This window comes from Nonomuraea sp. NPDC049625 (assembly GCF_040675285.1).
Classification (GTDB): domain Bacteria; phylum Actinomycetota; class Actinomycetes; order Streptosporangiales; family Streptosporangiaceae; genus Nonomuraea; species Nonomuraea angiospora_A.
This window is the reverse complement of sequence record NZ_JBFAOQ010000007.1, coordinates 294,963-312,554: the sequence shown is the minus strand read 5'-3', so window position 1 is coordinate 312,554 and position 17,592 is coordinate 294,963. Positions and strand designations below refer to the sequence as shown.

The following is a 17,592-nucleotide window of genomic DNA, read 5'->3' as shown; positions in this document are numbered from 1 at the left end:
CATGGACATCCTGATCTCCGGCGCGAGCGTCGCCGGCCCCGCGCTCGCCCTCTGGCTCACCCGGTACGGCCACCGCACCACCGTCGTCGAACGCGCCCCCGCCCTCCGTGAGGGCGGCTACGCCGTGGACTTCCGCGGCGAGGCACACCTGACCGTCCTTCGCAAGATGGGCATCCTGGACGCCGTCGAACGCGAGCAGACCCACATGGGCGCCATGTGGAACGTCAACGAGGCAGGCAGGAAGCTCGTGGCCATGCCCGAAGACCTGTTCGCGGGCGACATCGAGATCCTCCGCGGCGACCTGGCCCGCATCCTGTACGACGCCACCCAGGCCCACACCGAGTACGTCTTCGGCGACTCCATCACGGCCGTCGACCAGGACGCGGACGGGGTGACGGTCACCTTCGAACGGAGCCCGGCCAGGCGCTTCGACCTCGTGGTGGGCGCGGACGGCCTGCACTCGAACGTGCGATCCCTGGCCTTCGGTCCCGAGCGGGACTACCTGTCGTACCTGGGGCTCTACTCGGCGGTGTTCACGATCGACAACTACCTCGGGCTCGACCACAGCGGTCACGCCTACAACGTCCCGGGCAAGATGGCCGCGATCTACAGCGCGAGGGGGAACGCCGAGGCCAAGGCCGTGTTCTGGTTCGGCTCGCCGCCACTCGACCACGACCGGCACGACGTCGCCCGCCAGCAGGAGCTCGTGGAGCGGGCGTACGAGGGCGTCGGCTGGGAGGTCCCGGAGCTGATGCGCAGGATGCGGCGGACGGACGACTTCTACTTCGACTCGGTCGGCCAGATCCGCCTGGACTCCTGGTCACGCGGCCGGGTGGCGCTGCTGGGCGACGCCGCGTGCTGCGCCTCGCCGCTGTCCGGCATGGGCACCGGACTGGCGATGGTGAGCGCGTACGTGCTGGCGGGCGAGCTGGCCGCGGCAGGCGGCGACCACCGCGCCGCCTTCGCCGGCTACGAGCGGGAGGTGCGCGCCTACGCCGAGGGGTGCCAGCGGTCGGCCGTGGGTGTCAGCAAGTTCATGGTCCCGGAGAACAGGTTCATGGCCTGGTTCATGAACCAGAACTACCGGCTCCTGCCGTATCTGCCGTGGAAGGGGCTGATGGCGAAGTCGGTCAGGAAGACCGCCGGCGCCATCAGCCTCAAGGACTACGGGGCCTACGAGGTCACTCGCCCAGCCGGGCCAGCTCCTCGTCCACGACCTTCGGGTCGAGCTTCTTGAACAGCGGCACGGGCGGCGCGAGCGGCGTGCCCGGCTTGATCGGCCGGTGCTCCCACCGGGCCGCCCCGTCGTACTCGCCGGTGATCACCGGGTAGGGGGTGCCACCGTCCTCGTCGACCTCGCGGATCTCCGGCATGCCCGACCACACGCCCTCGCCGCCGAGCATGGTGAAGACCTTGTTGGACGAGCTGGGCAGGAACGGCGTGAGCATCGTCTTGGCGTCGTCGACGACCTGGAGCGCGACGTGCAGGATCGACTTCTGCCGCTCCGGGTCCTCCTTGAGCTTCCACGGCTCCTGCTCGGCCAGGTATTTGTTGGCCTCGCGGACCACGTCGAACGCCTCGTTGATCCCGTTCTTGAAGCGCGACCTGCTCAGCTCCTCGCCCACCGGCGCGAACGCCTTGCGCGAGCGCTCCAGCAGGGCCCGGTCGGCGTCGGTGAGGTCGCCCGGCTCGGGCACGGCCCCGAAGTTCTTGGCCGCCATCGAGATCGACCGGTTGACCAGGTTTCCCCAGGCCGCGACCAGCTCGCCGTTGTTGCGGTTGACGAACTCCTGCCAGGTGAAATCGGTGTCCTGGTTTTCCGGTCCGGCCACCGCGATGTAGTAGCGAAGGGCGTCGGCGTCGTAACGCGCCAGGAAATCTCTCACGTAAATTACTACTTGCCTGGACGAGGAGAACTTCTTGCCCTCCATCGTCAGGAACTCGCTGGAGACCACCTCGGACGGCACCTGGAGCCCGCCGAGCGAGCCCGGCGTGCCGGCGCGGTCGCCCTGCCCGCTGTAGCCGTACAGCATCGCCGGCCAGATCTCGGCGTGGAAGACGATGTTGTCCTTGCCCATGAAGTAGTAGCCGCGGGCGTCGGGGTTCTGCCACCACTGGCGCCACGCGTCGGGGTCGCCCGAGCGCCTGGCCCACTCGATGGACGCCGACAGGTAGCCGATCACCGCGTCGAACCACACGTAGAGCCGCTTGTTGGGCTGGTCGCGCCAACCGTCGAGCGGGATCGGCACGCCCCAGTCGAGGTCGCGGCTGATCGCGCGCGGCTGCAGGTCGCCGAGCAGGTTGAGCGCGAACTTCAGCACGTTGGGCCGCCACTCGCCCTGCTTGGACTGCAGGTAGGAGCCGAGGACCTCGGTGAAGGCGGGCAGGTCGAGCATGAAGTGCTCGGTCTCGACGAACGTGGGCGTCTCGCCGTTGATGCGGCTCTTGGGGTTGATCAGCTGGATCGGGTCGAGCTGGTTGCCGCAGTTGTCGCACTGGTCGCCGCGCGCGCCGTCGTAGCCGCAGATGGGGCAGGTGCCCTCGATGTAGCGGTCGGGCAGGGTGCGGCCGGTCGAGGGGGAGATCGCCCCCATCGTGGTCTTGGGGAAGATATAGCCGTTGTCGAAGAGGCCCTTGAAGATCTCTTGTGTGACGGCGTAGTGGTTTTTCGTCGTGGTCCTGGTGAACAGGTCGTAGGAGAGCCCGAGCCCGGTGAGGTCCTCGGCGATGACGCGGTTGTAGCGGTCGGCCAGCTCCCTGGCGGTCACGCCTTCCTTGTCGGCCTGCACCTGGATGGGCGTGCCGTGCTCGTCGGTGCCTGACACCATCAGCACCTTGTTGCCCGCCATCCGCTGGTAGCGGCTGAAGACGTCGGACGGCACGCCGAACCCGGAGACGTGCCCGATGTGGCGGGGGCCGTTTGCGTACGGCCACGCGACGGCGGTCAAGATGTGCTGGGACATAGTCCTTAGCCTACGGGGCTCCCTGTCCGTCTCGGACCGAATCCCCCGTGTCGGCGGGGCCCGTCAGGACCCCGCCGTAGAGGACGGCTATCGCTTGGACTCCTCCAGGGAAACCGCCTCCGCGGCTTCCTCCGCGGCCTTGGCGGCCACGTCGATGGAGGTCTCGCGCGTGCGGCGGATGCCGAGGATGCTGATGAACAGCGCCGCGAAGATCGTCTGGAAGCTCATGACCAGAGCGGTCGCGGAAGGCACGACGATACGCAGCGACTCGCGCGGGTCAAGCTCGCCGAAGCTGCGCACCTGCCAGTGGACCAGCGACATCACCAGGCCGATCAGACCGGCCAGCGCCAGCAGGCCGCCGACCACGAGCCCCTTCTCCAGGCTCACGATGTCGATCAGCCGCCGGATGCGCGGCGACTCGGGCAGGAAGCCCTCCTCGGCCGCGTAGACCTTGGTGAACACGGCGAACAGGGCCGCCTGGAAGCCGATCACGACCAGGGCGGACGACCCGACGAGGGTGTCGACGTCGAAGGCCAGCTCACCGATCTCCACCGGGCCGAACGTCAGCGCCGTCCCGGCGACGAGGCCGATGATCATCATCAGCACGCCGGGGTAGAAGAACAGCCACTTCGGGCTGTAGAGGAGCAGGAAGCGCAGGTGGCGCCAGCCGTCGCGCCAGGAGCGCAGGTGCGGCGGGCGGGAGCGGCCGTCGGGCGAGAGCGTGGTGGGCACCTCGCGCACGTCGAGGCCCGACAGCGTGGAGCGGACCACCATCTCGGACGCGAACTCCATGCCGCCCGTCTGCAGCTGCAGCTTGAGGATCGAGTCGCGCCGGAACCCGCGCAGCCCGCAGTGGAAGTCACCGATGGCCGAGGGGAAGAACAGCCGGCCGACGAACGACAGCACGGGGTTGCCGAGGTAGCGGTGGAGCGGGGGCATGGCGCCCGGGGCGATGCCGCCCTTGAAGCGGTTTCCCATCACCAGGTCGGCGCCGTCGCGCAGCTGCTCGACGAACGGCAGCAGCGCGGTGAAGTCATAGGAGTCGTCGGCGTCGCCCATGATGACGTATTTGCCGCGCGCCGCCCTGATCCCGCCCATGAGGGCGTTGCCATAGCCCTTCTCGTCGACGTGGACCACGCGGGCTCCGGCGTCGCGGGCAAGCTGTTGTGAGCCGTCCGTGCTGCCGTTGTCGGCGATCAGGACCTCGCCCTCGATGCCGTGCTCCTCCATGCACGCCAGCGCCTTGCGTACACAGACTTCCACGGTCTCCGCCTCATTGAGGCAGGGCATGACCACCGTCAGTTCCACGTGTCTACCCTTCAGTTAAGACTCTTCCAGTGAACCATCATGCCCTGTGCCCAACCGTGCTCGGGTCAAGACCCAAAAACGACTGGCATTCTTTACAGCATGGTGAGCGTCGCGGAGATTACCCCTGTGGACCACTCCGCTCCTGGCCGGGCAGCTCGTTGGCTGTCGTTCGTGCGCCGGCATCGAGTGTTCGCCGCGGTTTTCGGCGTTGGCGCCGTGCTGCGGCTCATCACCATGCTCGGCTACGGCCCGGCCATGTGGTTCAACGACTCCTACGAGTACGTCTCGGTGGCGCTGCACCCGCGGCCGCACCCGATCAGGCCCGACGGTTACAGCTTCTGGCTCATGCTGCTCAAGCCGTTCCACAGCTTCGCACTGGTGATCTTCACGCAGCACCTGATGGGCCTGGCCACGGCCTGCCTGATCTACGCGTTGCTGCGGATCAAGTTCCGGCTGCCGAAGTGGGGCGCCACGCTGGCGGCGGCGCCGGTGCTGCTGGACGCGTACCAGATCCAGCTTGAGCAGCTGGTGATGTCCGACAGCATGTTCACGCTGCTCGTGGTGGGCGTCATCACGCTGGTGCTGTGGAAGCGGCGGCTGTCGTGGCAGGCGGGCGCGGTCGTCGGCCTGCTGCTGGCGGTGACGTGGCTGACCCGCTCGATCGGCCTGCCGATCCTGGCGCTGGTGGTGCTCTACCTGCTGGTCAAGCGGACCGGCTGGCGCCCGATCGTCGCCGTGATCACGGCCTGCGCGGTGCCGGTGATGGCGTACATGGGCTGGTTCGCCTCCGCGTACGGCAAGTTCGCGATGACCAACAGCGACGGTCTCATCCTCTACATGCGCACGGCCATCTTCGCCGACTGCAACAAGATGAAGATCGACAAGTACAAGGAGGTCCAGCTCCTCCTGCTGTGCATCAACGACCCGGTCAGCCAGCGCAAGGACTACGCGCAGTGGTACCTGTGGGGCCAGGGCAACGGCGACGGCACGGGCACCGGCGAGGTGCTGCACCGGTGGGGCATCAACAAGAAGTGGAGCGAGATCACCAACGACGCGGCCAGCGCGTTCGCCACGCGGGCGATCCTGTCGCAGCCCGGCGACTACCTCAAGGTGGTCACGCGCGACTTCTTCCGCTCGTTCCACTGGGGCCGGCCGATGTTCCCCGATCCGTCCACATACGGCATGTACGAGTTCAAGCCGTACGTCGAGCCGGACGAGAGCGGCCAGCCCAAGCGGCTGCCGAAGTGGTCGTCGTACGCGGGCGGCCGCACCGACACCGACGCGTTCAGCTACGAGCAGGGCCCGCCGGAGACGCGCATCGTGCACCCGTGGGCCGACATCATGAGCGGCTACCAGAAGGTGTTCTACCTGCGCGGCATCATGCTCGGCGGCATCCTGCTGATCGGCCTGTACGGCGTCGCGGTCAGGTGGCGCAAGTTCGGCGGCCCGGTGGCGCTGCCGTGGCTCGGCGCGGTGGGGCTGCTGCTGGCCCCGGCGGCGACGGCGGAGTTCGACTACCGGTACGTGCTCCCGGCCGTCCCGCTGGCCTGCGTCGCCGCGGCGATCACGCTGCGCCGCGGCGTCACTTGGGCGCGGCGGTCACCCAAGAACGCATCAGCATCCGAGCCCACCACTCTGCGTGTGTGATCGTCTCGGCGGTCAGCACCGGATAGAGCCACCAGAAGTTGATCAGCACGATGAGCGCGAACGCCCCCACCAGCGCGGCCCCGGTCGCCCGCCGTGGCGCGGGGGCGTCCTGCCTGCCCAGCACCAGCCCCGCCACCAGCACGAGCGCCAGCACCATGAACGGCACGACGGGGATCATGTAGAACAGGTACATCGTCCGGTTGTCGGCGAGGGCGTAGTAGAACCACGGCAGCCAGCCGGCCGCGACGCCCAGCAGCGCCGCCCCCGCCCGCCAGTCGCGCGTGGCCACGTACCAGGCGACGAGGCCGACCAGCGCCAGCACGGCGGCGTACCAGAGGGCGGGAGTGCCGACCCCGAGCACGGCCTGTGAGCACTTGTCGGCCCCGCACGCCGACGGCGGGATGTCCGACGGGTAGTGGAACGAGACGGGCCTGATCAGCAGCGGCCACTGCCACGGCTCCGACATGTACGGGTGGTATTCGTGCAGGTTGCTGTGATAGCCCAGCACCTGCACCTGGTACTGAAGCCACGACCGCACCGAGTCGACCACGAAGAACCCCGGCCCGGACGAGGTGGCCTGCGTCCAGTTGCGCCCCCAGCCGCCGGAGGTGGCGAACCACCCGGTCCACGAGGCCACGAAGGTGACCGCGGGTACGAGCGCCATGGCCGCGAACGCGCCCGGCAGGTCGTACGAGAACGCCCCCCGGTACGGCTGCCGCAGCCCCAGCGCCCGCCTGGCCCCCAGGTCCCACATGAGGCTCATGACCGCGAACGCGATCAGGAAGAAGATCCCCGACCACTTCACCGCGCACGCCGCCCCCAGGCAGAGCCCGGCCGCGAGCCGCCACGGCCGCAGCCCCAGGCGCGGCCCCAGCTCGCCGATCGGGCCGCGCTCGTGCCAGTCCGCCAGCCGTCGCCGTGCCCAGTCCCGGTCGGTCACCAGGCAGGCGAACCCGGCCAGCACCCAGAACATCAGGAAGATGTCCAGCAGCGCCGTGCGCGACAGCACCAGGTGCAGGCCGTCGAGCGAGAGCAGCAGCCCGGCCAGGCAGCCCAGCAGCGTCGACCGCGTCATCCTGCGCGCCACCCTGGCCATGATGAGGATGGACAGCGTGCCGATCAGCGCCGCCGCGAAGCGCCAGCCGAACGGGTCCATCCCGAACAGCCACTCGCCTGCGCCGATCATCCACTTGCCCAGCGGCGGGTGCGCCACGAACGAGGCGCAGTCGTCGGGCTGCGGACATTGCTTGAAGATGTCCAGGTTGCCGGTGATGAGGCGTCTGTCGGCGATCGGGTCCTTGGCGTCGCCGAGCATGGTCCGCTCGACGCCGTGCGTGATCAGCGAGTACGCGTCCTTGGCGTAGTACGTCTCGTCGAAGACCACGGCCTTGGGCTCGTCGAGCCTGATGAACCGCAGGAGGCCGCCGAACAGCGCGACCAGGATCGGCCCGGCCCAGCCCAGCATGGGTGTCCCCGGCATCGGCGGGACCAGTCGCTGAGCGGAAACCCCCCAGTTCCTCACCATGCGCACCCTATGGCGTAGGGGATCTCCTGTGAACCAGGTCATACAGCTCACGTTTGGGGATGCCCGCCTGCCTGGCCACCTCGGCGACGGCGAGCTTGCGCTGGACGCCCTCGGCGACCCTGCGGTCCACCTCGGCGACCAGCTCGTCCAGGTCCGGCTCGCCCTCCCCCGGCGCATATCCGGCGACCACGAGCGTGATCTCGCCCTTGACGTCCTTCGCCGCCCATTCGGCCAGCTCGCCGAGCCCGCCCCGCCGTACCTCCTCGTACGTCTTGGTCAGCTCGCGGCACACGGCGGCCTGCCGGTCGGGGCCGAACGCCTCGGCCATGGCCTCCAGGGAGCTCGCCAGCCGGCGCGGCGACTCGAAGAAGACCATCGTGCGCTCCTCGGCCGCCAGGGAGGCCAGGCGGCGGGCCCGCTCGCCCGGCTTGCGCGGCGGGAAGCCCTCGAAGCAGAACCGGTCGCTGGCCAGCCCGGACACGGCCAGCGCGGTCGTGACGGCGCTCGGCCCCGGCAGCGCGGTGACCGTGATGCCCTCCTCCACCGCCAGGCGCGTCAGGCGGTAGCCGGGGTCGGAGACGCCCGGCATGCCCGCGTCCGTGATGACCACGACCGTGCGGCCCTCTTTCAGGGTCTCCAGGAGCTCCTTGGCCCGCGCCACCTCGTTCTGGTCGTAGTAGGACACCACCCGGCCCGCGATCTCCACGCCCAGCTCGGTCGCGAGCCTGCGCAGCCGCCTGGTGTCCTCGGCGGCCACCACGTCGGCGCTCCCGAGCACCTCGCGCAGCCGCGGCGAGACATCACCCGCCTGGCCGATGGGGGCTCCTGCCAGCACCAACCTGCCGTCTCCAGTCACCTGACCATTGTGGCAGGGCATCCCAAATAACCGTGTTTCTGCGTTTGCGATCGGCTTGGGGCCCGTACGATGTCCGAATGGCGGTGACCGATTCCCCATACCAGGCCAACGAGAGCTCGGAGGTCGGCGACAGCCTTCCCAAGACGATGTCCGTACGCGAACGGCTCGTGCCTCCCATGCACGGCAGCATCCTGTGGGGCTGGATCGGCCCGCTGCTGGTCACCCTTTTCGGCGCCGTCCTGCGCTTCATCAACCTGGGCCATCCCAAGGCCGTGGTGTTCGACGAGACGTACTACATGAAGGACGCGTTCTCGCTGATCACCTGGGGTGTCGAGCGGACCACCATCAAGGACGCCGACAAGGCGATCATCGCCGGCAACACCGACATCTGGCAGTCGTGCACGTCCGAGACCCTCGACAAGTGCGCCTCCTACGTCGTCCACCCGCCGCTGGGCAAGTGGATGATCGGCGCGGGCGAGTGGCTGTTCGGGCTCAACCCGTTCGGCTGGCGCTTCGCCGCCGCGCTGATCGGGTCGCTGTCGATCCTCATCCTGGCCAGGGTGGCCCGCAGGATGACGCGGTCGACGCTGCTGGGCTGCTTCGCCGGCCTGCTGCTGGCCCTCGACGGCCTGCACTACGTCCTCTCGCGCACGGCGCTGCTGGACATCTTCCTGATGTTCTGGGTGCTGGCCGCGTTCGCCTGCCTGGTGGTCGATCGCGACCAGGCCCGCGAACGGCTCGCGACCTGGTACGAGAACTCGCCGCTCTCGCCGCACGGCCCCTCGCTGGGGATCAGGTGGTGGCGGATCGCCGCCGGGGTCTGCCTGGCCTTCGCGATGTCGGTCAAGTGGTCGGGGCTGGCGTTCGCCGTGGCGTTCGCGATCATGTCCGTGATGTGGGACTTCGGCGCCCGCCGGGCCGTCGGGCTGCGGCATCCGTACGTCGGGGCGTTCAACAAGGACGTGCCGCAGGCGTTCCTGGCGTTCGCCGTGGTGCCGTTCGTCACCTACATGGCCACCTGGATCGGCTGGTTCGCCAACGCGACCGGCTACGGGCGCGACTGGAATCAGGCCACCTCCGCGGGCAACCCGATCTTCTTCGTGGTCGACTCGATGCGGTCGTGGATCAAGTACCAGTGGCAGGTCTACACGTTCCACAGCGGGCTGGAGACCTCGCACCCGTACATGTCGGAGCCCTGGCAGTGGCCGCTGCTGCTGCGTCCGGTCGCCTTCTACTACGAGGGCAAGCAGAACACGTGCGGCGTCAAGGACTGCTCCGAGGCCGTGCTGGGCGTGGGCACGCCGGTGATCTGGTTCGGGGCGGTGGCCGCGCTGGTGGCCCTGATCGCGTGGTACGTCTCCTCGCGCGACTGGCGGGCGGGGGCCGTGCTGCTGTCGTACGCCATGGGCCTGGTGCCGTGGATCTACTTCGCCGTCGCCGACAACCGTACGATGTTCCTGTTCTATGCCATCCCGATGGTGCCGTTCATGGTGCTGGCCATCACGCTGTGCGCCGGGCTGCTGATCGGGTCGTCGAAACCGACGGTCACGGGGGCGATGCCGGTACGGCGCACCGTCGGGGCCGCCGTGGTCGGCGCGTTCACGCTGCTCGCGCTCATCAACTTCTGGTGGCTGCACCCGATCCTGTCCGCCGAACTCATCCCGTACACCGAGTGGAAGGCCCGCATGTTGTTCGAGAAACGGTGGATATGATCTGCTTACCATCCGCCCCATAGTGGTTTCTTAGGGTTATCGCTGTGCAAGACCCAATACGCACCGGATTCGGCCATCGTCAGGCCCGGGGTCGATACGGCAAACTTCGAGGCATGAGTGCACCGGATGTCACCGCCCTGCTCGCCGAGTTGGAGCGCTCTCAGCCGGAGCTGGCCGAGGAGGCCAGGACCGCCGTCGAATGGCTGACGGGTGGAGAGCCGCTGGAAACGGTGACCCAGCTCGACGTCTGCGAGTTCCTCTGGTACACGTTGCCGCTCAAGGTGGGCGGCGACCACGAACGACTGGCACGTTCGCTGGGCCGGCTGCTCCAGCTCGGCGGGATGGAGCGCTACGCCGCTCTGTGCGTGTCACCCACGACCCTCCAGATCCTCCGTACCTACGCCCGCGAGGGCGAGGACGCCGGCACCAGCGCCTACCAGCAGGCGCTCGAGGCCACGGGCGTGCTCCCGCCCGACGTCCCCGAACTGCAGTGGAGCATGATCATGGGGCCCGAGGAGCTGGGCGCGCACCTCGCCTGCTCCGCCGCCCTCGAACTGGCGATCGTCGCCGGTGAGACCGTCGACCGCACCGCCCTGACCCGCCGCTGGCTCACCGAGCCCCGCTCCGAGCTGGGCGGCGACAGCTGGCTCAACCGGGTGCACGGCGAACGCCTCAACCGCTGGGTGCTGGGCCGCGGCCCGGCCAGGCGCGAGCTGGCCCAGCCGTTCGAGGTGCGCCTGCACGCGCCCATCACCCCGCAGCCCCTGCCCCCGTTGCACCGTCTCCTCACCCTGGCCGCCTCGGAGGAGAGCCTGCCGCTGCGGCTGGCACCCTCGCCCGAGGCGCTCAGGCTGCGCGAGCTGGCCGAGCGGGAGCTCGGCGCGATCAGCCGCGACGGCACGAAGCTGGCCATCACCGACTACGGCCGGCGGCTGCTCAAGTCCAAGTCGGCCATGTGGTCGGCGGTCACGAGGCTGCTGCTGGCCAGGGGGAAGCACGAGTTCGAGGTGTCGGCGCGGGAGGCCGCGCTGATGCTGATCGCCGACGGCACGCTGATGTCACCCACCGAGTTGCGCGAGCGGGTGGCGGAAGTGGTCGGCGGCGAGGGCTGGCATCCCACCACGACCGTGGAGGACGTCGCCGCGCCGGTGGCCGACCTGATCTCACAGCTCACCGCGCTGGGGCTGGCCTTCAGCGACGAGCTGGCGGTGCGGATGGACCGCTCCGGCCAGCTCGCCGCCCTGGCGGCCCTGCGCGCCCACGCCCTGCGACCGAGAAAGTACGTCAACCCGAGCTGACGAACGTGCTCAGCCCAGCGGCACGCGGCCCACGGCCTGCTTGAACTCAGGACATTCCACAAGCGGGTCGTGGTCGCAGGTCACCGCGTGCCGCAGGCTGTCGCGCAGCCGGGTGAGCTGCGCGACCCGCTCGGACACCTCGCGCTCCTTGGCCGCCATGCGCTCGCGCAACCTCGCGTCGGACGGCCTGGCGCGCAGGAACTCGGCGATCTCCGACAGCGTGAACCCCGCGTCCCGGGCGCACGTGATCAGCGCCAGGCGCTCCAGCGTCTCGGGACGGTACGCGCGGCGCAGGCCGTTGCGTCCGTCCGCCTGGATGAGCCCCTTGCGCTCGTAGAACCGCAGCGCCGACGCGGCCAGCCCGCTCTGCCTGGCCACCTCGCCTATGTCGATCAACGTGTCTTCCACGACCTTGCCCCTTGACTTGAACCGCGCTTCAAGTCGCAGTCTAGTGCGCATGCGAATTCACCACCTGAATCTCGGCTCCATGCGCGAGATCGAATCCCCGGACGGGCAGCCGGCGGCGCCCGCGGTGTGCCACGCGCTGCTGATCGAGACGCCCGCCTCCGGGCTCGTCCTGGTCGAGGCCGGGCTGGGCCTCGACGACGTGGCCAAGCCCGAGGAGATGCTGGAGCGCGAGTGGGCGGAGCTCGTCGAGCCGCTGCTCTCGCCCGACGAGACGGCCGTGCGGCAGGTCGCCGCGCTCGGCTACGACCCGCTCGACGTACGGCACATCGTGCTGACCCACCTGGACGTGGACCACAGCGGCGGCCTGCCCGACTTCCCGCACGCCCAGGTGCACGTCATGGAGGTCGAGCTGGAGGACGCCATCGCCCAGGCCCCGAACCGCCGCTACCGCCCGGGCCACTGGGCTCACTCACCCAAATGGGTGACTTATCCGGACACGGGCACCCGGTGGCTGGGCGTGGACGGGGTGCGGCCGCTGACGGGGCTTGGCGAGGACTTCCTGCTCGTGCCGCTGGACGGGCACACCCGCGGGCACGCCGGGGTGGCGGTCAACGACGGCGAGCGCTGGCTGCTGCACGCCGGGGACGCGTACTTCTACCACGGCGAACTGGACCGCGAGCCCCAACCGCACCCGCTGATGGACCTCGTGCAGGTCAGCGCCCAGGTCGACGCCGAGCGCCGCCTGTCCAGCCAGGAACGCCTGAGGTCGCTCGTACACGACCACGGCGTCACAGTCTTCTCCGCGCATGACCCTTGGGAACTGTCCCATTACATACGGTAGTTACCATAGGTCTCATGGAGCTGTTCCCAGCAATGCCGCTCGCGGAGTGGGCGGAGGCCAAGGAGACCTTTCACAGGTTCGCGCAGATCGTGGGGAAGATCCGGTTGTCGTCGAGCAACCGGCGCAACCACTGGTGGCAGGTGCCCTTCCACCCGACCGGGCGCGGGCTCACCACGCGCCCGATGGGCGGGCTGGGCGAGCAACCGCTGTTCAGCATCGACTTCGACCTGGTGCGCCACCGGCTGGTGGTGGACGTGCTCGACGGGCGCAGCGCGGAGTTCACCCTGATCGGGCGGTCGGTGGCGTCGTTCCACGACCGGCTCTTCGAGACGCTCGCGGGGCTGGGGATCCGGCCGGAGATCTGGGCCGTGCCGTTCGACCTGGGCGACGACACGCCGTTCGCCGACGACACCCTGCACGCCCGGTACGACCCCATCCTGATCAACCGCTACTGGCGGATCCTGTCGCAGGTGGTGCAGCTGCTCGACCGCTTCGCCGCCGACTTCGCCGGCAAGACCTCGCCGGTGCACCACTTCTGGCACACGTTCGACATCGCCGTGACGCGCTTCACCGGCCGCGTGGTCCGGGTCTCGCCCGACGCCGACCCGGTCACGCGGGAGGCGTACAGCTGGGAGGTCATCAGCGCGGGGTTCTGGTTCGGCGACAAGGAGCGGCCGTGGCCGGCGTTCTACTCCTACACCGCGCCGGAGCCCAAGGGCCTGGAACTCGAGCCGCTGCGGCCCGTCGAGGCCGAGTGGCTGCCCGCCCGGGGCAGCCACCTGGCCATCCTCCGGTACGACGACGTGCGCGCGATGGGTGATCCGGTCGCGTCCGTGCTGGAGTTCCTGGACAGCGCCTACCAGGCGGGGGCCCGGCTGACCGGGGTCGACATGGAGGCGCTGAGCTCGCCTGGGGGCGTCACGGACCCGTACTACGGGAAGTACTGAGCGGAAAGTATTGAGCGCCCGCCCTCCGAGGAGGGCGGGCGCTCAACGTATGCGAACCGGTGTGCAGGTCGCCTCTCGGCGAAAGGCACAACGCGGCTCCAGCCGAACGGTATTCCGCGAAGGCAATAGGTGAGGCCCGGGGACACTGGACACACCGGCCACGATCTATGTAACCACACCTGCCCCCCGAACATTCCCACCCCGACACGAATTTCCGGCCACCAGGAGATGGCCGCCCCTCCCTCCCCCGCCGCGCCCGTTCCCCTCCGAAGGATCCCAGCCGAAGTACGGCGGGTCGCTACGAGCGGGCCGGGGCCGTGACGGCGGTGTCGCGCATGGCGAGGAGGGCCGCGAACGCCAGCACCCCCGCCACCCCACCGATCCACGCCACCGTCGCCCCCACCCCACCGGCCGTGACCCTGGGCCCGGCGAGCAGGGATTGCGTGCAGGCCAGGCTCAAGGTGCCACCGAGCTGCTTGGTGAGCGCCGATCCGGCCGTGGCGGTGCCCATGTCCGCGTGCGGGACGCTGCTCTGCGTGGCGATCGTGATCCCGCCCATGGCGGGACCCGTGCCGAGGCCGGCGAGCAGCAGCCACGCCCCGGTCAGGATCGGCGGGGTGTCCGGCCCGAGGGCGAAGAACGCGCCCGTGCCGATCGTGACCAGCGCCGCGCCCGTCAGCAGCGCGGGCTTCGGATGCCCTGAACGCAGGATCAGCACCGCCGTCATCCGGTTGCCCACGGTCATCCCGATCAGGAACGGGAGCAGGACCAGCCCGGAGGCCGTGGCCGAGTAGCCGCGTACGTGCTGGAGGTAGAGCGGCAGGAGCACGCCGACGGGCAGGACCGCGAACTGCATGAAGAACCCGCCGGCGAGCAGGGCGGCGTACGTGCGGCGACGCAGCAGGCGGAGCGGGAGCACCGGGGTGGCGGCCCGGCGTTCGACGCGCACCAGGGCGGTCAGCAGGGCCAGACCGGCCAGCAGGGTGCCGAGCACGGCGGGGTCGGCCCACCCCAGGGCGGTGTTGCCCTTGAGGCTGAGCCCCACCAGGACCAGCGACAGGCCGGTGGAGAGCAGGACGATCCCGGCCACGTCGAGCCTGCCGGGCGCGGCGCCGGGGAGCCGGCGCTCGGGCAGCAGCATGGCGATCATGGCGGCTCCGGCCGCGCCGAGGGGCAGGTTGATCAGGAACGCCCAGCGCCAGCTCGCGTGGTCGGCCAGCAGGCCGCCGAGCAGCGGGCCGCCCACCATGCCGACGATCATCATGGCGGCCAGCAGGGTCTGCATGCGGATCATGCCCTCCGCGCGGGAGGGCGGGTGCAGGTCGCGGATCATGGCCATGCCCAGGGTGAGCAGCGCGCCCGCGCCCAGGCCCTGAAACGCCCGGCTGGCGATCAGGAACGGCATCGAGCCCGCCACGCCGCAGGCCAGGGATCCCGCCAGGAAGACGGCCAGGCCGGCGAGCAGGAGCCGGCGGCGGCCGTACAGGTCGGACAGGCGGCCGTAGACGGGCACGGTCACCGAGGAGGTGAGCAGGTACGCGGTGACCAGCCACACGTACCACGAGCCCGACCCGCCTAATTGCTCGACGATGCGCGGCAGGGCGGTGCCGACCACGGTGCCGTCCAGCATGCTCAGGAAGGCGCAACCGAGCAGGGCGTACGTCACCGCCGTGCGGCTGCCGGCCGGGAGGTCCTCGTAGAGGTCCGTCACCCGGCCTCACCGCCCTTCAGCGCGCCGTGCAGGAACAGGTCGACCAGTTCCTCGGACGTGAGCGGGGACGACCCGCCCCGCCCGGACGCCAGGATCAGGAACTGGAACGCCTCGGCCAGCCGCTCCGGGGGCAGCCTGAGGTCGTCGCGCTCGGGCTCGAACAGCCCGGACAGCACCTCGCGGGTGGCCGCCATCGACGCCTCCCGCCCCGAGAGGGCCCGCCCTGGGCCCTCCTGCGGCCTTTCGGAGGCGCCACCCCCCTCTTCCGAGGCGCCGGAGGGCGCGTCTCCAGGGGCGTCGGAGGGCGCGCCGCTCCCCTGCCCGGAGGCTTCGGAGGGTGCGCCCAGGAGGCGGGGGTCGCGGCGGAGGCCGCCCGAGGCGGCCAGGGCACCGGCCACGGCGCCCATCCGGGCCAGGTAGCCGCGCAGCGTCTCCGCGGCCTCGATCAGCCGCTCCTCCAGCGGCACGTCCAGCGCGATCGCCGCCACGTGCGCGAGCGTGTCGTCCGGCCGCGCCGCCTCCGCCATGCAGGCGGCGAGCAGGGTCTCCTTGTCGCCGAAGGCCCGGAAGATCGTGCCTTCGCCGATGCCCGCGGCGCGGGCGACCTGGGCGGTGGTCACGGAGGTGCCGTACTCCACCACCAGGGGAAGCGCCGCCCGGACGATCATCTCGCGGCGCTGTTCCGGGCTCATCGCCGGCGCGCGTCGCCGGCCTGTCGGGTTCGTCATGGCCATCACGGTACGGAGTGAGTACTCACTCCGTCAATGGAATATAGGGTGACCGCCTATGGCGACACTCCTGGCTTTTCACGCGCATCCGGACGACGAGGTGCTCCTGACCGGCGGCACGCTCGCCCGCGCCGCCGCCGAGGGCCACCGCGTGATCGTCGTGGTCGCGACCGACGGTGTCATGAAGTCCGTCGCGGAGGGCGGCACGACCAGGATGAACGAGCTGCGCGCCGCCACCGCCGAGCTGGGCGTGGCGCGCGTCGAGCACCTGGGCTACGCCGACAGCGGGCACGGCAAGGACCTGTATCCCGACCCGCCGGACCGGATGCGGTTCGTGCGCGCGAGCACGGAGGAGGCCGCGGCCAGGCTCGCCGCGATCCTGCGCGAGGAGAAGGTGGACCTCCTGCTCAGCTACGACCCCAACGGCGGGTACGGCCACCGCGACCACGTCAAGGTGCACGAGGTCGGCAAGCGGGCCGCCGAGCTGGCCGGGGTGCCCCGCGTGCTGGAGGCCACGGTCCCGCGCGACGCCGCCGTCCGGCTGGTACGCCTGATCCACCTGCTCCGGATCCCGCTCCGCTACGACGAACGCGAGCTGGCGAAGGCGTACAGCCCCGGCAAGGCCATCACCCACAGGATCGACGTGCGCCGCTACGCCGGGCAGAAGCAGCGGGCGCTGGCCGCCCACCACTCCCAGATCAGCGGTGGTGGCAGGTTGTCCGCCGTCGCGAGAGTGCTCATGCGGCTCCCGGCGCCCGTCTTCGGCCTGCTGCTCGGCCGCGAATGGTACGTCGAGGCGAAAACAGGCTAGACCCGCACCCGCTCACCGGCCCCCTACGATGCCAGACATGCCATTTGCGACAGCCGTGGACGGCGTCAAGCTGTCCTACCAGGTCCGCGGCGGCGGGCAACCCCTCGTCCTCCTGCAGGGGCAGGCCAACGAGCACCGCTGGTGGGACCCCGTACGCCCGGACTTCGAGCGGGAGTTCCGCACCGTCACCTTCGACTACCGCGGCACGGGCGGCAGCGACAAACCCGACGAGCCGTACACCACCCGCGGGTTCGCCGCCGACGTGCTGGCCGTCCTCGACGAGCTCGGCGTGGAGAAGGCGCACGTCTACGGGACGTCGATGGGCGGGCGGGTGGCCCAGTGGCTGGCGGCCGACCATCCCGAGCGGGTCGGGTCGCTGGTGCTCGGCTGCAGCTCGCCGGGCGGCGTCCACGGCCTCGAACGGGACAACGACGTGCGCAGGTCGCTGGCCCAGCCGGACCGGGCGGCCGCCGAGCGGGCGCTGCTGGAGCTCATGTACACGCCCGCCTGGCTGGCCACCCACCCGGGCCCCCACCACACGGTCGGCGACCCGGCCATGCCCGCGTACGCGCGCCGCCGCCACCTGGCCGCCAGCGCCGGGCACGACAGCTGGGCCGCGCTGCCCTCCATCGCCGCGCCCACGCTGGTGGTGCACGGCACCGACGACGTGTTCAACCCGGCGGCCAACGCCCCGCTGCTGGCCGGCCGCATCCCCGGGGCGGAGCTGCGGATGATCGACGGGGCGCGGCACGCGTACTTCGAGGAGTTCAGGGAGGTCGCGAGCCCTCTGGTGCTGGATTTCCTGCTCGCGAACGCAAGTAGGACATGATCTGGCCT

At 70.1% G+C, this 17,592-nt stretch carries 15 protein-coding genes; 8 read left to right on the top strand and 7 right to left on the bottom strand.

The features are described from left to right. Nucleotide 1: 1 nt before the first annotated feature. Nucleotides 2-1,237, top strand: a complete 1,236-nt coding sequence (locus AB0J87_RS30525) for an FAD-dependent monooxygenase (protein ID WP_363970625.1) — start codon at nucleotides 2-4, stop codon at nucleotides 1,235-1,237. Here AB0J87_RS30525 and metG read toward each other — a convergent pair. Together metG and AB0J87_RS30515 are read right to left on the bottom strand one after the other, a co-directional pair. Beyond that, a complete protein-coding gene (metG, locus tag AB0J87_RS30520) occupies nucleotides 1,182-2,963 on the bottom strand; it encodes a methionine--tRNA ligase (RefSeq protein ID WP_350725869.1) in 1,782 nt (593 codons plus the stop codon). The genes AB0J87_RS30525 and metG overlap by 56 nt on opposite strands. Nucleotides 2,964-3,050: 87 nt before the next feature. Then, the gene (locus AB0J87_RS30515) at nucleotides 3,051-4,271 is read right to left on the bottom strand and encodes a glycosyltransferase family 2 protein (RefSeq protein ID WP_363970623.1); all 1,221 of its coding nucleotides are present in this window, start codon (nucleotides 4,269-4,271) and stop codon (nucleotides 3,051-3,053) included. A gap of 171 nt (nucleotides 4,272-4,442) precedes the next feature. Between AB0J87_RS30515 and AB0J87_RS30510 the strand changes: the two genes are divergently transcribed. After that, nucleotides 4,443-5,918, top strand: a complete 1,476-nt coding sequence (locus tag AB0J87_RS30510) for a hypothetical protein (protein WP_363970621.1) — start codon at nucleotides 4,443-4,445, stop codon at nucleotides 5,916-5,918. Here the strand turns inward: AB0J87_RS30510 and AB0J87_RS30505 are convergent. Continuing rightward, the gene (locus AB0J87_RS30505) at nucleotides 5,854-7,398 is read right to left on the bottom strand and encodes a phospholipid carrier-dependent glycosyltransferase (RefSeq protein ID WP_363970619.1); all 1,545 of its coding nucleotides are present in this window, start codon (nucleotides 7,396-7,398) and stop codon (nucleotides 5,854-5,856) included. The genes AB0J87_RS30510 and AB0J87_RS30505 overlap by 65 nt on opposite strands. 52 nt (nucleotides 7,399-7,450) lie before the next feature. After that, entirely contained in the window at nucleotides 7,451-8,299 is an 849-nt protein-coding gene (rsmI, locus tag AB0J87_RS30500; RefSeq protein WP_363970617.1) for a 16S rRNA (cytidine(1402)-2'-O)-methyltransferase, read from the bottom strand. A gap of 77 nt (nucleotides 8,300-8,376) precedes the next feature. Between rsmI and AB0J87_RS30495 the strand changes: the two genes are divergently transcribed. Both AB0J87_RS30495 and AB0J87_RS30490 read left to right on the top strand, forming a co-directional pair. After that, entirely contained in the window at nucleotides 8,377-10,011 is a 1,635-nt protein-coding gene (locus tag AB0J87_RS30495) for a phospholipid carrier-dependent glycosyltransferase (RefSeq protein WP_363970615.1), read from the top strand. A gap of 113 nt (nucleotides 10,012-10,124) precedes the next feature. Next, nucleotides 10,125-11,309, top strand: a complete 1,185-nt coding sequence (locus AB0J87_RS30490) for a hypothetical protein (protein WP_350725879.1) — start codon at nucleotides 10,125-10,127, stop codon at nucleotides 11,307-11,309. Between the two features lie 9 nt (nucleotides 11,310-11,318). Here the strand turns inward: AB0J87_RS30490 and AB0J87_RS30485 are convergent, their stop codons facing one another. Then, nucleotides 11,319-11,717 carry a MerR family transcriptional regulator gene (locus tag AB0J87_RS30485; RefSeq protein WP_363970613.1) on the bottom strand — a complete coding sequence of 133 codons (399 nt, stop codon included), beginning with the start codon at nucleotides 11,715-11,717 and terminating at the stop codon, nucleotides 11,319-11,321. A 79-nt stretch (nucleotides 11,718-11,796) separates the two neighbouring features. On the opposite strand from AB0J87_RS30485, the gene AB0J87_RS30480 reads away from it, so the two are divergent. Both AB0J87_RS30480 and AB0J87_RS30475 read left to right on the top strand, forming a co-directional pair. Next, entirely contained in the window at nucleotides 11,797-12,558 is a 762-nt protein-coding gene (locus AB0J87_RS30480; protein WP_363970611.1) for an MBL fold metallo-hydrolase, read from the top strand. 14 nt (nucleotides 12,559-12,572) lie between these two features. Further along, entirely contained in the window at nucleotides 12,573-13,505 is a 933-nt protein-coding gene (locus tag AB0J87_RS30475; protein WP_363970609.1) for a DUF5996 family protein, read from the top strand. Nucleotides 13,506-13,803: 298 nt separating this feature from the next. On the opposite strand, the gene AB0J87_RS30470 is transcribed toward AB0J87_RS30475, so the two are convergent. Together AB0J87_RS30470 and AB0J87_RS30465 are read right to left on the bottom strand one after the other, a co-directional pair. Then, nucleotides 13,804-15,216 carry an MFS transporter gene (locus AB0J87_RS30470; protein WP_363970607.1) on the bottom strand — a complete coding sequence of 471 codons (1,413 nt, stop codon included), beginning with the start codon at nucleotides 15,214-15,216 and terminating at the stop codon, nucleotides 13,804-13,806. Beyond that, nucleotides 15,213-15,944, bottom strand: a complete 732-nt coding sequence (locus AB0J87_RS30465; RefSeq protein WP_363970605.1) for a TetR/AcrR family transcriptional regulator — start codon at nucleotides 15,942-15,944, stop codon at nucleotides 15,213-15,215. The genes AB0J87_RS30470 and AB0J87_RS30465 overlap by 4 nt, the downstream gene beginning before the upstream one ends. 58 nt (nucleotides 15,945-16,002) lie before the next feature. On the opposite strand from AB0J87_RS30465, the gene AB0J87_RS30460 reads away from it, so the two are divergent. Further along, complete coding sequence (locus AB0J87_RS30460; protein WP_363970603.1) at nucleotides 16,003-16,755, top strand: PIG-L family deacetylase; 753 nt, start codon at nucleotides 16,003-16,005, stop codon at nucleotides 16,753-16,755. A 37-nt stretch (nucleotides 16,756-16,792) separates the two neighbouring features. After that, nucleotides 16,793-17,584, top strand: coding sequence for an alpha/beta fold hydrolase (locus tag AB0J87_RS30455; RefSeq protein ID WP_363970601.1), 792 nt, complete (start codon nucleotides 16,793-16,795; stop codon nucleotides 17,582-17,584). The last annotated feature ends 8 nt before the right edge of the window (nucleotides 17,585-17,592 follow it).

What these genes read in the sequence shown, in the direction of transcription:
- AB0J87_RS30525 (WP_363970625.1), top strand. Translation starts at nt 2, where the DNA reads ATGGACATCCTGATCTCCGGCGCGAGCGTCGCCGGCCCCGCGCTCGCC.
- metG (WP_350725869.1), bottom strand. Translation starts at nt 2,963, where the DNA reads ATGTCCCAGCACATCTTGACCGCCGTCGCGTGGCCGTACGCAAACGGC.
- AB0J87_RS30505 (WP_363970619.1), bottom strand. Translation starts at nt 7,398, where the DNA reads ATGCCGGGGACACCCATGCTGGGCTGGGCCGGGCCGATCCTGGTCGCG.
- AB0J87_RS30495 (WP_363970615.1), top strand. Translation starts at nt 8,377, where the DNA reads ATGGCGGTGACCGATTCCCCATACCAGGCCAACGAGAGCTCGGAGGTC.
- AB0J87_RS30490 (WP_350725879.1), top strand. Translation starts at nt 10,125, where the DNA reads ATGAGTGCACCGGATGTCACCGCCCTGCTCGCCGAGTTGGAGCGCTCT.
- AB0J87_RS30480 (WP_363970611.1), top strand. Translation starts at nt 11,797, where the DNA reads ATGCGCGAGATCGAATCCCCGGACGGGCAGCCGGCGGCGCCCGCGGTG.
- AB0J87_RS30475 (WP_363970609.1), top strand. Translation starts at nt 12,573, where the DNA reads ATGGAGCTGTTCCCAGCAATGCCGCTCGCGGAGTGGGCGGAGGCCAAG.
- AB0J87_RS30465 (WP_363970605.1), bottom strand. Translation starts at nt 15,944, where the DNA reads ATGACGAACCCGACAGGCCGGCGACGCGCGCCGGCGATGAGCCCGGAA.
- AB0J87_RS30460 (WP_363970603.1), top strand. Translation starts at nt 16,003, where the DNA reads ATGGCGACACTCCTGGCTTTTCACGCGCATCCGGACGACGAGGTGCTC.
- AB0J87_RS30455 (WP_363970601.1), top strand. Translation starts at nt 16,793, where the DNA reads ATGCCATTTGCGACAGCCGTGGACGGCGTCAAGCTGTCCTACCAGGTC.